Source organism: Nocardia sp. NPDC052254, from assembly GCF_040679495.1.
In the GTDB taxonomy this organism is placed as follows: domain Bacteria; phylum Actinomycetota; class Actinomycetes; order Mycobacteriales; family Mycobacteriaceae; genus Nocardia.
The window spans coordinates 25,754-39,678 of record NZ_JBFAUW010000027.1 but is presented as its reverse complement, the minus strand read 5'-3'; the positions used below and the strand labels follow the sequence as shown (position 1 = coordinate 39,678).

General features: G+C 67.6%; 12 protein-coding genes. 5 read left to right on the top strand and 7 right to left on the bottom strand.

The features are described 5' to 3' along the window. Positions 1–245: 245 nt before the first annotated feature. Positions 246–1,109, bottom strand: coding sequence for a 3-hydroxybutyryl-CoA dehydrogenase (locus AB0L57_RS32525; RefSeq protein WP_364970613.1), 864 nt, complete (start codon positions 1,107–1,109; stop codon positions 246–248). A 423-nt stretch (positions 1,110–1,532) separates the two neighbouring features. After that, positions 1,533–2,825, bottom strand: a complete 1,293-nt coding sequence (gene aceA, locus AB0L57_RS32520) for an isocitrate lyase (RefSeq protein ID WP_364970610.1) — start codon at positions 2,823–2,825, stop codon at positions 1,533–1,535. A gap of 555 nt (positions 2,826–3,380) precedes the next feature. Between aceA and AB0L57_RS32515 the strand changes: the two genes are divergently transcribed. Next, positions 3,381–4,526, top strand: coding sequence for a lipase family protein (locus AB0L57_RS32515; RefSeq protein WP_364970608.1), 1,146 nt, complete (start codon positions 3,381–3,383; stop codon positions 4,524–4,526). A gap of 211 nt (positions 4,527–4,737) precedes the next feature. Continuing rightward, positions 4,738–5,736 (top strand): XdhC family protein, encoded by a 999-nt coding sequence (locus AB0L57_RS32510; RefSeq protein WP_364970606.1) that lies wholly within the window; start codon positions 4,738–4,740, stop codon positions 5,734–5,736. A gap of 4 nt (positions 5,737–5,740) precedes the next feature. Here AB0L57_RS32510 and AB0L57_RS32505 read toward each other — a convergent pair whose 3' ends face one another. From AB0L57_RS32505 to AB0L57_RS32490, 4 genes are all read right to left on the bottom strand, one after another. Beyond that, a complete protein-coding gene (locus tag AB0L57_RS32505; protein WP_364970603.1) occupies positions 5,741–6,301 on the bottom strand; it encodes a hypothetical protein in 561 nt (186 codons plus the stop codon). A 130-nt stretch (positions 6,302–6,431) separates the two neighbouring features. Beyond that, positions 6,432–7,391, bottom strand: coding sequence for a hexose kinase (locus AB0L57_RS32500; RefSeq protein ID WP_364970600.1), 960 nt, complete (start codon positions 7,389–7,391; stop codon positions 6,432–6,434). Next, a complete protein-coding gene (nagA, locus tag AB0L57_RS32495; RefSeq protein ID WP_364970598.1) occupies positions 7,388–8,548 on the bottom strand; it encodes an N-acetylglucosamine-6-phosphate deacetylase in 1,161 nt (386 codons plus the stop codon). The genes AB0L57_RS32500 and nagA overlap by 4 nt, the downstream gene beginning before the upstream one ends. Then, positions 8,545–9,456 carry an ROK family protein gene (locus tag AB0L57_RS32490; RefSeq protein ID WP_364970595.1) on the bottom strand — a complete coding sequence of 304 codons (912 nt, stop codon included), beginning with the start codon at positions 9,454–9,456 and terminating at the stop codon, positions 8,545–8,547. The genes nagA and AB0L57_RS32490 overlap by 4 nt, the downstream gene beginning before the upstream one ends. A gap of 214 nt (positions 9,457–9,670) precedes the next feature. Between AB0L57_RS32490 and AB0L57_RS32485 the strand changes: the two genes are divergently transcribed. The 3 genes from AB0L57_RS32485 to AB0L57_RS32475 are packed head-to-tail and all read left to right on the top strand — an operon-like array spanning position 9,671 to position 12,617. Beyond that, entirely contained in the window at positions 9,671–10,915 is a 1,245-nt protein-coding gene (locus tag AB0L57_RS32485; RefSeq protein WP_364970592.1) for an extracellular solute-binding protein, read from the top strand. Continuing rightward, positions 10,912–11,793 carry a sugar ABC transporter permease gene (locus AB0L57_RS32480; protein ID WP_364970590.1) on the top strand — a complete coding sequence of 294 codons (882 nt, stop codon included), beginning with the start codon at positions 10,912–10,914 and terminating at the stop codon, positions 11,791–11,793. The genes AB0L57_RS32485 and AB0L57_RS32480 overlap by 4 nt, the downstream gene beginning before the upstream one ends. Next, entirely contained in the window at positions 11,790–12,617 is an 828-nt protein-coding gene (locus AB0L57_RS32475) for a carbohydrate ABC transporter permease (RefSeq protein WP_364970587.1), read from the top strand. The genes AB0L57_RS32480 and AB0L57_RS32475 overlap by 4 nt, the downstream gene beginning before the upstream one ends. Here the strand turns inward: AB0L57_RS32475 and AB0L57_RS32470 are convergent. Further along, positions 12,595–13,809 (bottom strand): MFS transporter, encoded by a 1,215-nt coding sequence (locus AB0L57_RS32470; RefSeq protein ID WP_364970585.1) that lies wholly within the window; start codon positions 13,807–13,809, stop codon positions 12,595–12,597. The two genes, AB0L57_RS32475 and AB0L57_RS32470, sit on opposite strands and share 23 nt — an antisense overlap. Between the last annotated feature and the right edge of the window lie 116 nt (positions 13,810–13,925).

The window sequence follows — 13,925 nt, the reverse complement described above, 5'->3', positions numbered from 1 at the left end:
CCTTCGTCGCTTGCGCAGCGGCACCCGAACGGCGAGACGGCCGCCAACCCTCCCGGGTGTGTCTGTCCCGGGAACGCTTCATGCGTGCCGGGTTGTGTCAGGCGGGCAGGGTCACCATTGCGGGGGGGGTGCCGTGCGGGTGGGTTTGCGGGTACGGCGTTCCGTGCGGGCCGGGCGCGTCGGGTGGCACAGTCGCCGGACCCAGAGGTCCCGCCGGAGAGCAAGCCACCCTGCTCGCCCGCCGACTACCGGTTGTTGTACTGGTAGAAGCCGGCGCCCGACTTCTTGCCCAGCAACCCCGCCTCGACCATGCGCATCAGCAGCGGCGGCGCCGAGTAGAGCGGCTCCTTGAACTCGGTGTACATCGAGTCGGCGATGGACTTGACCGTGTCCAGCCCCACGAGGTCGGTCAGGGCCAGGGGTCCCATCGGGTGCGCGCAGCCGAGCACCATGGCCTTGTCGACGTCTTCCTTTGTGGCGAAACCGGATTCCACCATGCGGATCGCCGAGAGCAGGTACGGCACGAGCAGTGCGTTGACCACGAAACCGGAGCGGTCGGCGGAGCGCACGACCTGCTTGCCGAGGACCTCACCGGCGAAGGCTTCGGCCCGCGCGGACACGGCTTCACTGGTCTTGAGCGTGGTGACCAGTTCGACCAGCGGCAGCACCGGAACCGGGTTGAAGAAGTGCATGCCCACGACCCGCTCGGGGTTGTTGGTGGCCACGGCGATCTTCATGATCGGAATCGAGGAGGTGTTGGAGGCCAGTACGGCGTCCGGGTCGGTGACGACCTTGTCGAGCTCGCTGAAGATGGCGGTCTTGACGTCCTCGTTCTCGACGACGGCCTCGACGACCAGCTGCCGGTCGGCGAAGTCACCGAGATCGGAGGTGAACCGCAGTCGCCACGCGGTCTGCTCGCGCTCGCGCTCGGTGATCTTGCCACTGCTCACACCGCGATCCAGGGACCGCAGAATGCGGGCGCGGCCGGCGGCGGCCAGTTCCCGGGTCTGTTCGAACACGAGCACATCGACATGCGCCCGGGCACAGACCTCGGCGATTCCGGCGCCCATCTGTCCCGCGCCGATGATCCCAACGCGCTGAATCTTCACAGTTCCGCCTCTCCGGATATTTTGCGGGCGGCTAAGTGCCGCGGTGGGTCGTGCATCCGTTGTTGCGTCGGGTGCCGAATCGGTTCTGGGGGTACCCGACGAGTTACCCATGTTCTTACGAAATCAGTTGTCTCGTATCGAATTTTGACGGGCACTTCGTCAAATATCGGTGTTCTAAGGGAAGAGCCCTCCCCGCCGGGGCTGTTCGACGGGAAGGGCTACGGGTCCTCGTTGCAGGAGGGCCCATGTCGGGTGATGGTGAAAAGCGATTCCGTGCGAAACGCACACCCTCGCAAGCCGCCATCGTGTGAGGCCGCCTCCGCGTTCGGTGCCCGTCGCGTACGCGACGAAGGAGCAAGCGACGGGTGCCGAACGCGGAGGTTAATAGGCCTCACACCGCCGAGGCGGAGCCTCGGCCAAATTTCAGTGGAACTGGCCCTCTTCGGTGGAGCCCTTCAGCGCCGCGGTGGAGGTGTTGGGGTCCACGGTGGTGGCGATGGTGTCGAAGTAGCCGGCACCGACCTCACGCTGGTGCTTGACGGCGGTGAAGCCACGCTCGGCGGCGGCCTTGAACTCGCGCTCCTGCAGGTCGACGAAGGCGGTCATGCCCTCGCGGGCGTAGCCGTAGGCCAGGTCGAAGGCCGCGTAGTTGAGCGAGTGGAAGCCCGCCAGGGTGATGAACTGGAACTTGAAGCCCATCGCGGCCAGCTCGCGCTGGAACTTCGCGATGGTGGCGTCGTCCAGGTGCGCCTTCCAGTTGAACGACGGCGAGCAGTTGTAGGCCAGCAGCTGGTCCGGGAACTCGGACTTGACGCCCTCGGCGAACTTCCGCGCGACCTCGAGGTCCGGGATACCGGTCTCCATCCAGATCAGGTCGGAGTACGGGGCGTAGGCCTTGGCACGCGCGATGCAGGGCTCGATGCCGTTCTTGACGTGGTAGAAGCCCTCGGAGGTGCGCTCACCGGTGATGAACGGACGGTCGCGCTCGTCGACGTCCGAGGTGATCAGGGTGGCGGCCTCGGCGTCGGTGCGGGCGATGACGACGGTCGGGGTGTCGGCGACGTCAGCGGCCAGACGCGCGGAGGTCAGGGTGCGGATGTGCTGCTGGGTGGGGATCAGCACCTTGCCACCGAGGTGGCCGCACTTCTTCTCCGAGGCCAGCTGGTCCTCCCAGTGGGTACCGGCGGCACCCGCGGCGATCATGGCCTTCTGCAGCTCGTAGACGTTCAGCGCGCCACCGAAGCCGGCCTCACCGTCGGCGACGATCGGCACGACCCAGTTGTCGACCGAGGTGTCACCCTCGACCTTGGCGATCTCGTCGGCGCGCAGCAGCGCGTTGTTGATGCGGCGCACGACCGACGGCACCGAGTTGGCCGGGTACAGCGACTGGTCGGGGTAGGTGTGCCCGGACAGGTTCGCGTCACCGGCGACCTGCCAGCCGGACAGGTAGATGGCACGCAGGCCGGCACGCACGGCCTGAACGGCCTGGTTACCGGTCAGAGCGCCGAGCGAGTGGATGTAGTCGCCCTCGGTGTTGACACCCTCCCAGAGGATCTCGGCACCCCGGCGTGCGAGCGTGTGCTCTTCGACGACGTTGCCCTGCAGCTTCACGACCTGATCGGCCGAGTACTCGCGGGTGATGCCCTTCCAGCGGGGGTTGGTGTCCCAGTCCTTCTGGATCTCCGCAGCGGTCTTCGGGGTGCCGGTCTTCGACATCTGATGACTCCACTTCTTCGTTCGGTCGGGCCCCATGCTCGGACTTGCGCGCTCACGACTCCTGGCTGGTGCGAGCCGGGCGATGTCCGAACTCTGCTGGAGCGGCAATTTGCAGGGTTGCTATGCCCATCGGTTGTACTTCCACACGATGGCACAACTAAAAATTGCCGTCTACCTGTTGCAAGTGTGAATCTCCGCTAGCTTTGCGGGAGTGTTTGCTAAGTCTGCAAAATTTGCCTGTTAATTGCGCGCCGTTCTTCTACTGACGGGTAGGTCTGACATGCGGTTTTACGTAACGCCCGTACTGTTTCAGTGAGCCCTACCACTGCCTCGTTTCCGGAGCACGCATTCGCGACTGTGATCACGTTCACAACTCGAGGCGGTCGCCCTCGATGTGCGCCGGACCACTCGCCCCGCGCGCAGGCGTGTCCGCGACCGGCGAGCCGGGACCTCCGTACGATTCGCCTCATCGCGGCGACCCGACCACCGACTGCCACACTGTTCGCCGTGCCCTCGCGCGATCCGGCCCGCGAGATCGGCCTCGAAAGGAACACGATGCGGACACTCTCGAACTCTGTCGCCGGCCTGGCCTGCGCCCTGATGCTGACCACGACCGCCGGCGTGCTCACCGCACCGACCGCGAGCGCCGACGCGGCGGCCGTGCAATCGGCGGCCCCCCTGTCCGCCGCGGCGACCCTGCCGGGTTCGGTGGGTTCCGAGCGGATCCTCTACTCGACCACGACGGTCGGCGACCAGCCGACGGTGGCCGGCGCCGCGGTCTATTTCCCGCCGGGCCCGGCACCGGCCGGGGGCTGGCCGGTCGTCGCCTGGGCACACGGCACGGTCGGTCTCGGTGACGACTGCGCCTACAGCGTCACCGGCCCCGCCGATGTGGACCGCGACTGGGCGTATCTCGGCACCTGGCTGAAACAGGGCTATGCGATCGTGGCCGCCGACTACGCCGGACTCGGCACTCCCGGTGAACACCCCTACCTCGACGGCGTCGTGGAGGCACACAATGTGGTCGACGCCGTGCACGCGGCGGTCGGGCACTATCCGCAGCTGTCGCACAAGTGGGTCGCGGTCGGCCAGTCACAGGGTGGCGGCGCGGCCGTGTCCACCGCCCGCTACGCGACCGAATTCGGCGGATCGGATCTGGATTACCGCGGCGCGGTCGCCACGGGCGTCCCCGCGTACATCGAAGACATCCTGATGCCGATCGGCCCGGGTGTGCCCCCGGTGAAACTCAGCCCGCACACCACCGCGTACGTGCTCTTCATCCTCAACGGCTTGCGCACCGCACATCCGGAGATCGATGTCGAGTCGTTCCTGAACGACTCCGGACGCCAGTGGCTCGACCGCGCCCGGAACGAATGCCTGCTGCCGCTCGGTGACGATCTGGACGCGGCGAATGTGGTGATCGGCAATCTGTTCACCCGCCCGTTGTCCCAGGTTCCGGATCTGCACGGTTTGCTGGCCGGCTACCTCGGACTGCCGGAATCCGGATTCGACAAGCCGCTCTTCATGGGCCAGGGCCTGCGCGACACCGATGTGATCACGCCGGAGACACTGCGATACGCCGGGGTGCTGACCGCCAACCGGCAGCCTTTGACCTTCAAGGTCTATCCCACCGATCACAGCGGCACCGTCAACGCCTCGCTGGTGGATTCGTTGCCGTTCGTTCGCGGCCTCTTCGCCTGACACCACCCGAGCGAAACTCCCGGTCTGTTATTCGATTGTGCTATCTCACAGCCGGATACGGGCCGGGATCGGTGCCGTTCGTCGAAGTTTTCGCTCCGACACGACGATGCGCCCTCCAGCGGTTATCGTGGCCCTCACGTGTGACGATTCTGGCGACGGGACGTGACGTCCGACGGCCCGCCCATTCGTGCACGCTGATCGGGAGCATGTGATGCGTGACATTGTCGAAGACCTGATGCAGGTCTGGCACAGCGGCCGTACGGGCGCCCTGGCAACTCTGGTCCGCACGTTCGGAGACTCCCGGTTACCGGTGGGTTCGGCGATGCTGATCGACCCCGACGGCGGTGTGCACGGTTCGATCTCCGACGGCTGCTACGAAGCGGCGGTCTACGACGCCGCGGTGGACGCCGCGCGCACCGGCCGGCGGGAGCTGCAACGCTTCGATCCCACCTCGGGATTCGACGTGGGATCCGACTGCGGCACCATCGATGTGTTCGTGGAACCGTTCTCCCGCGACCACTTTCCGGAATTCGCGGCGGTGGCCTCGGAGATCGCACGGCATCGGCCGGTCACGGTGTTCACGGTGGTGTGGCACAACGATCCGGAGGTGATCGGCCAGCATCTGGTGACCGATCGGCGGCACAACACCGAGCTGGTCTCACTACCGGAATCGGATGTGTTCGTCTGCTCGCACACAGCACCGCCACGTCTGATCATCTTCGGCGCCAACAGTTTCGCCGCGGCACTGACCACCCAGGGGCGGCTGCTCGGCTATCGGGTGACCATCTGCGATCCGCGGGAGGCCTTCGCGGCGTCGGCGGCGTTTCCCGGTGCCGAGGTCGTCGTGGACTGGCCGCATCGCTACCTCAACACGCAGGCCGCGGCGGGGGCCATCGACGGCACCACCGCGATCGTCGCCGCGACCCAGGATCCGAAATTCGAGATCCCGCTGCTGACGGTGGCCCTGCGACTGCCCGCACTGGGTTATCTGGGTGCGCTCGGCTCGCATTCCGCCAACGGCCATCGCCTGGAGGCATTGCAGGCCGGTGGCTTCGACGCGGGAACACTGGCCCGCCTGCACGCTCCTGCCGGATTCGATATCGGCGCCCGCACCCCGATGGAGAACGCGGTGTCCGTCGCCGCCGAACTGCTCGCGGTCCGCACGGCGGGCTCGCAGCGCTATCCCCAGCCCAGGGCCGCGGTGTCCTGAGTACTCAGGGCTCGAACCAGTCGTGCGCCGAACGCCGCAGCAGCAAGCCGATCACCAGAATCGACACCGCGGGTCCCAGCCAGCCCGGCGGGCGTCCGACGATGATCGACGGCACCGTCCACAACCCGTTGAGTATCGCCAGCAGCACCGCGGCGACCCGGATACCGCCGCCTTCCGCTCCGAAGGTCAGCGCGACCAGGCCCAGCAGCCAGCTCGCCACGAACGACGATCCGGTGACCAGCGCCGCGTGTGAACCCGACAGCCAGCCCGCCCCGATCACGCAGCCGAGGCCGATCACCGCCAGGCCCACCGCGAGCACCTGCGCCGCGCGCACCGGGAACGGCATCCGATACGCCTTGCCGGTATCCGGGACCGCCTCGGCATCGGCGGCGGGATCCGGATCGGGCCCGGAATCGGGATCGGGATCATCGGGCACGGATGTGTGCTCGGACATCGGCTCGCCGAACGGCATCCGGTACGACTGGTAGTCGTCCGGTGCGGGCGCGGTATCGGAATCGGGGCCGGAATCGGAATCGGCATCGGGCAGGGATTCGCGGTCGGGCATCAGCTCACCTCTTCCGGAGACCGGAGCGCCGATGACCATCCGCGGCGCGGACGACAACGAGAAGCCTGCGTGCGAAATGTACCGCGTCAGGGGGCCGGCACCGCCGCGCGGATGCGGCGTGCCGGAAAAGTCAGGACCGACCGGCCTGTTCGGCGCCCTGTTCGAGCGGCAATTTCTCGATCACCACATCCGGGACCAGCCGCCGCCGCAGCGTCGGATCGATCTCCCCGGCAACCGCCATGACCACGGCGGCGGCCGCGGTCGCCACCGCATCGGTGAGAATCTCCGGCCAGTCCGGGGCGGCGCCGGCCGACAGGGCGGCGATCACGGCGGCGGCCGCGGCATCACCGGCCCCGGTCGGATTGCCCACCATCGGCTCCGGCAGCGACGCCGACCAGGCACCGTCGGGAGAGACCGCGACGATCCCGTCGGCACCGCGAGTCACCAGCACCGCACCCGCTCCCCCGTCGACCAGCACCCGGGCCACATCGGCCACCTCTCCGGTCGTCTCCGGCCGCGATCCGGCCAGACATTCGAGTTCACGCAAGCTGGGCATCAGCACGATGCCGGGAACCGCCGCCACCGCCGTCAATGCCGGGCCCGCGACATCACAGACCACCGGCAAGCCCGCGTCCAGGGCCAGGCGGGCCAGTTCCGCGGGAACCGAATCGCGCACCCCGCCCGGCAATGGTCCCGAGATCACCAGCCCACTGGTTTCGCCGATCAGCCCACCGACCCGGACCAGCAGCTGATCCACCGCGTCGAGGGTGGTGACGCTGGGGCCGGGCTCCCACAGCGAGGTCGCGCTGCCGTCGCGGCATTCGTTGATCACCACGGTGCGCCGCACCCACGGCAACGCGTGCACGAAGTCCACCGGCAGTTCCCGCTCGGCGATCGCGGAAAACGAATGGTCGGCGAAACCCGTTGCCCGGGCGTACTTCCCGATCTGGTTGAGCACCCTCGCCACATTGATACCGGCGCCGCCGACCCGCTGTTCCACCGCGGTGACGCGATGTGCCCGGCCGGGTTCGAAATTCTGGACGCGATAGGTCATGTCGTAGGCCGGGTCGAGCGTCACGGTGAGGATCACCTCACCCACTGTCCATGTCGCAGCACCGCGCGCAACTCGAGATCGGAATTCACCACGACGGCATCGGCGCGCATTCCCGCGCGAAGGTCACCGACATCGGTCGCTCCGATCACCGCGGCGGGGGTGGTGGCGGCGGCCCGTACGGCATCGACGAGTCCGATGCCACAGTCGGACACTGCCCAGCGCAGGCACCGCAGCAGGGTGGCCGTTCCCCCGGCCAGCGCGCCGGTGGGAACCCGGGCGACACCGCCGCAGACCCGGACGGTCTGCGGTCCCAGCCGATATTCGCCGTCCGGCAACCCCGCTGCCTGCATCGCATCGGTGATCAGAGCCACACGATGGCGCGCCGTCGCGAAAACCATCGCACCGAAACCGGATTCGATGTGCACCCCGTCGCCGATGAGCTCGACCGTGATCTCGCCCGCCGCCGCGGCCGCCAGCGCCGCCGCCATCGGCCCCGGATCGCGATGATGCAGCGGCGGCAGGCAATTGGCGAGATGGGTGACCAGACCCGCGGCTCCCGCGGGTGCCAGCGCATCGCGAAACCGCTCGTACCCCGCGTCGCTGTGCCCCAGTGCCACGACCACACCGGATTCGGCGAGTATCTGTGCGACAGCGGCGAATCCGGGCCGTTCCGGAGCCAATGTCATGACGCGAAGATGCCCGTCCGCGGCGGCCAGCAAGCGATGCGTCAACGCGGGATCGGGATCGATCAGATATCGCGGATCCTGTGCACCGCAGCGCTTCTCGGACAGAAATGGACCCTCGATGTGAATACCCGCGAGGTCCCCGGTGGCGACCGCCTGCCGCAGCGCGGCGGTCTGCGCGACCATGACGTCGGGCTCGGCGGTGACGATACTGCCCAGCAGTGTGGTGGAGCCGTGCCGATGATGCTGCCGTGCCGCCGCGCGGATCGATTCGGGATCGGTGTCGTCGAATCGGTGGCCGAATCCGCCGTGATTATGGATGTCGACGAGGCCGGGCAGCACGGTTCCGCGATGTGGCGGCGGTGCGGCCCCGGCATGCGGCGGCCGCCACTGCGCGAACGGCCGCACCGCGCGGATGCGATCACCGGCCACCTCGATCACGGCGTCCTCGACGATCTCGGTCGAGGTGACCACCCGGCCACGCAGTGCGAATGCCTCGGCGGCCGTCATTCGATCACTCCCGCGCGCGCGAATCCGGCCGCGCCCACCAATCCCGCACGCGCACCGAACTTCCCGGGGACCACTCGCGGCGCCGGCACCACCCGCAGCAATTCGGAGAGCCGTTCGCGCAGCCCATCCGCCAGTACGGCACCGGCGCCGGCCAGGCCGCCGGCCAGCACGATCAGCTCCGGGCAACTCGCCGTCACGATGCCGGTCAGACCTTCGGCGAGCGCGTCGACGGCGTCATCGATCACCGCCCGCGCGTCCGGATCATCCGGCAGGCGCGCGAAAACATCTGCGGTACTGCCCGTTTCACGCCCGGTCCGCTCGGCGTAGGCGCGCGCGATCGCCGGTCCCGAGGCCACCGTCTCCACACATCCGGTATTTCCGCACGGACACGGCCGCCCCGCTCGCCGGCGTACCGGGATGTGTCCGTACTCCCCGGCCTGACCGGTGCCGCCGCGCACCAGACGACCGGCCACCGACAATGTTCCGCTGATCCCGGTGCCGAGCGTCAGGACCACCACATCGGCACAGCCCCGGCCGGCCCCGTACCGCCATTCCGCCCAGCCCGCGACCACGACATCGTGCTCGATCAGCACCGGGAATCCCCAGCACTCGTCGAATCGATGGCCCAGCTTCACATCTCGCCATCCGATATTGCTGCTGAACACCGCGATCGAACGTTCCGGGTCGACGATGCCGGGCAGCACAACCGCACCCCGCGCCACGCCCGGCACCCGGGCGAGGAGCCGGGCACCCAGATCCGCCACCGCGTCGAACGCCTGCGCACCGCGCGGGGTCGGCACCGTCTCGGCCGCGAGCACCCGTCCGGCCGCATCCACGATTTCGGCCTTGATCGTGGTTCCGCCGACATCCACCGCCAAGACCGGATCGGCCGGCGGCACAGCGGTCATACCAACCGCAGGAGCTGCGGATGGAGTCGGCACGCGCTGCGCGGACGTCGGCCCGTTCACAGCACAATTACATCATCGTCGCCGCACGAGATCATCCGGCGGCCGGGGGCGGACGATCCCGGCGAAGGCACACGGCCGGCCGGATCGCCGATTAGGGTCGGTCCGTCGGTATCGGCGCCAACGCGGCGGGAGTACAGATCGAGAGGTTCGGTTCGTGACCGGTGCACCGCGCGGCGTCGTCGCCTTACTCGCGCTGCTGATCACCGTCGTGCTGACCCTCGCCGCCTGCGGATTCCGCGGCCGCAGCAGCGACGATTCGAATCCGAACGCGCTGGCGCTGCTCGTGCCCGCCTACAGCGAGAACACCCGGGCGGAATGGACCGCGATCATCGCCGGATTTCGCCAGCAGAATCCCGCCGTCACGGTGGATCTGCAGGTCGAATCCTGGGATGCGATCAACGATGTGGTGCGCACCGATCTGCAATCGGTCACCACGACACCCGACATCCTGAATATCGACGCCTACGCCGGATTCGCGGCCGATGATCTGCTGTATCCGGCCCGCGATATCGTCGGCCCGGCGGCGCTGGCCGATCTCGCGCCGTCGTTCGCCCGCAATGCCTCGATCGACGGAACCCAGTGGGCACTGCCGCTTTTCGCCTCCACGCGCACGCTGTTCTACAACACCGACCTGTTCGCCCGCGCCGGTGTCGAGGCACCACCGAAGACCTGGTCCGAACTGTCGGACGCCGCCCGTCGCATCCAGGCACTCGGCGGCGGGATCTCCGGTTACGGCCTGCCGCTGGGCAGTGAGGAGTCGCAGGGCGAAACCTCCATCTGGACCTTCGGCGCGGGCGGCAGCTGGTCCGACGGGCACGGGATCACGGTCACCACCCCCGCCAATCTGGAAGGAGTCCGGGCCATGCGCGACCTCGCCACATCCGGTGTCACCCAGCCGAATCCGGGATCCACCGATCGCAAGGACGTGATCAATGCGTTCGTGCAGGGCCGGATCGGCATGATCGAGGGACTGCCGCCGGTACTGGAGACGATCGCGAAGCAGAATCCCGGACTGCGCTTCGCCACCGCGCCCTCCCCCACGAAGACCGGTGCCGCCGTCACGCTCGGCGTCGCCGATCATCTGATGGCATTCCGCAAACACGGGAACAAGCAGAACGCGATCCGGCAATTCCTCGACTATTTCTATTCTCCCGCGGTGTATTCGACATTCGTCGGCGCCGAACATTTCATCCCGATCACCGCCGGCGGCACTCGTGAACTGAGCGAGGATCCGGTCACCCGCACATTCGCGGCGACCCTGCCGGTCGCGCGCTTCTATCCCTCGGGGGATCCTGGCTGGTCGGCGGTACAGGGTGCGATCCGGCAGCAGATCGGCACGGTGGCCCAGGGCACGGACCCCGAACAGGTCCTCGACCGGATCGCGCGGGCGCCACGATGAGCGTCCGGGCCACCGGCCGCGCCCTGCCCTGGATCGGCCCGGTGCTGATCCTGATCGCCGCCGTCGTCGCCTTTCCCACTGGTTACATGATCTGGACGAGCACCCGCGATCTGAGCCCCTACGGCAGCGATCGCGGATCCGCCGGGCTCGGCAATTTCCGCCGGCTCTTCGGCATCACCGAACTCGGCTCGATCCTGGTGCACACCGTGGTGTGGGTGGCCGCGGTCGTGGTGATCACGTTGGTGTTCTCGGCGGCACTGGCACAATTTCTCGCCAAGGACTTTCCGGGCCGGACCGTGGTCCGGCTGGCGATACTCGTGCCCTGGGCGGCCTCGGTGGTCATGACCACGACGGTGTTCAGGTATCTGCTGGATCCGGAGGTCGGCCTGATCAACCGCTTCCTGGTCGATATCGGTGTCCTCGACCGGGGTTTCGGATTCACCGAGCGGCCCCTGCCCGCATTCGGAGTGGCGATCGGGGTGGCGGTATTCGTCTCGATTCCGTTCACCAGCTACACGATTCTGGCCGGCCTGCAGACGATTCCGCCGGAAGTCGTGGAAGCGGGCCGTATCGACGGCGCCTCGGCGTGGCAACGTTATCGCCATCTGGTCCTGCCGCAATTGCGGCCCGCGATCGCGGTGGCCACCGTCATCAACATCATCAATGTCTTCAATTCGCTGCCGATTCTGCAGATACTCACCGGCAATATCGCCGGATTCGGCGCGGACACCACAACCACATTGACCTACAAGCTGATTCGGCAGAATCAGCAGCTCGACACCGCCGCCGCGCTGAGCGTACTGAACTTCATTCTGATCGCGATCGTGATCGGCATCTACCTCACCCTGATCCGGCCGGCGACGGAGGAACGATCGTGACGAGGCGACGCCGCTGGGATCTGACCGCGGCGGGAATCGTCGTCGCACTGCTGTTCCTGATTCCCTATCTCACGATGCTCGTGGGATCACTGAAGCCGCGGGCGGAGATCTCACACATTCCCCCGGCGTACCTCCCACACGACTGGCGGCCCGGCAACTACATCGACGTGTGGCATGCGCCGGAAATCCCGCTGCCGTTCAATATCGTGAGCACACTGGCGATTTCGATACTCGCCACACTGGTGGTTCTCGCCGTGGCGGTTCCGGCCGCCTATCACACCGCGCGCCACCGGTTTCCGGGCCGCGCGGCCTTCTTGATCCTGGTCCTGATCACGCAGATGGTGCAGCCCGCGGTTCTCGTGACCGGGCTGATGCGGCAATTCCTCACCCTGGGCGTGAACGACACCTGGTTCGCCATGATCCTGGTGAACGCGGCGTTCAATCTGTCCTTCGCGGTCTGGATCCTGCACAGTTTCTTCGCCTCGATCCCGCGCGAAATCGAAGAGGCCGCGCAACTCGACGGATCGAGCCGCCTGCAGATCCTGCTCCGTGTCGATCTGCCCCTGATCTGGCCCGGCCTGATCACCGCCACGATCTTCGCCTTCGTCTCCGCCTGGAACGAATACGCCGCGAGCCTGGTCATCCTGACCACTCCGGAGAATCAGCCACTGTCGGTGGCACTGACGAAGTTCACCGGGCAGTACGACACCGCCTGGCAGTACGTCTTCGCGGTCTCGGTGATGGGCATCGTTCCGGTGGTGGTGCTGTTCGCGCTGATCGAGAAGCGCCTGGTCGCCGGTCTCACCGCCGGGGGCGTGAAATGACCTGCCGAGCGCGCCGCCCCGCCCCGGCCGTGATGAGCGCGGCGGCGATGATCGTCGCCGCGACCAGCGATACCGTTGTGGCCCAACCGAACCAGCCGACGGCGGCGGCGCCGAATGCGGTGCCGAGACTGCCACCGATGAAGTACACGATCATGTAGGCACTGTTGAAACGCGCCGGTGCCGCGGGATCCACCGCGAGCACTGTGCTCTGGTTGGCGACCTGGGCGGCGAACAGCCCGGCGTCGAAGAGTCCGAGACACAGCAGGGTGATCGCGGTATTCGACAGCGACACAGCCAGGATCGCCGTGCTGAGGACCGCCACGACCAGCCCGATCAGGATCACCCGCCGCGCACCGATCCGATCGGTGGCCACTCCGGAGACGCGGGTGGCCACGACACCGAGCAGGCCCGCGAACGCGTACAGACCGATCCGCTGCGGCGAATACGAGAACGGCGGCTGGGACAGTGCGACCGCGAGCCCCGCCCAGATCGCGCAGAAGGCGAAGAACCACAGGCTGCCCCGGCCCGCGGCCAGGCGCAGAATCGGATGCCGCGCATACAGTGCCGGCATTGTGCGCAGTGTCGCCAGGTAGCTCGCCGTGGCGGTTCCCGGCGCCGCGGGGAGGACGACGCGAGCGGCGACCGCCATGACCGCACACGCCGCGGCGAACACGACCGACATCTCCTGCCACCCCATGACGCTCGACAGCCATCCGCCCACGATTCGCCCGGCGAGAATTCCGGCCGAGATTCCGGAGGTCACGATCCCGAGTACGGTCGCCCGCCGGTGTGGTTGCGCGAATCTCCCCGCCACCGAACTCAATTGGGCACCGATGGACGACGCCGCCCCGATCAGGCACACCACCACACCGAGCAGCCAGGCCGAACCGGCCACCGCGGCGGCGGCCGAAGCGGCTGCCAGAACACCGAACTGGATCGACACCACCGTGCCCGGCCGGTATCGGTCCACCAGCGGCACGAGCAGCGCCAGCCCGATCACATACCCGACCGGCCCGCAGGCCAGCGCGGTGCCGACCGCCGCGACCGAGACGTGCAGTACCCCGGCGACCTCGCCGATGGCCGGTTGCAACAGATAGATACTCGAGGTGCCGAGTGCGGCGGCGACGGCCATGAACCACACCACGGGCGTCCTGAGCACCGGGACCGGAGAATCCGCGACGTCGAGTTTCATGATGTCGACGGTAGAAATCCGCCGCCCACCGTTCCGGCGGAAAACAGACGACATAGTCGGAACCCCACACGTCGGGCGCTGCACGCGAGCCGATTTCCGCGGACGATGAATCGAGA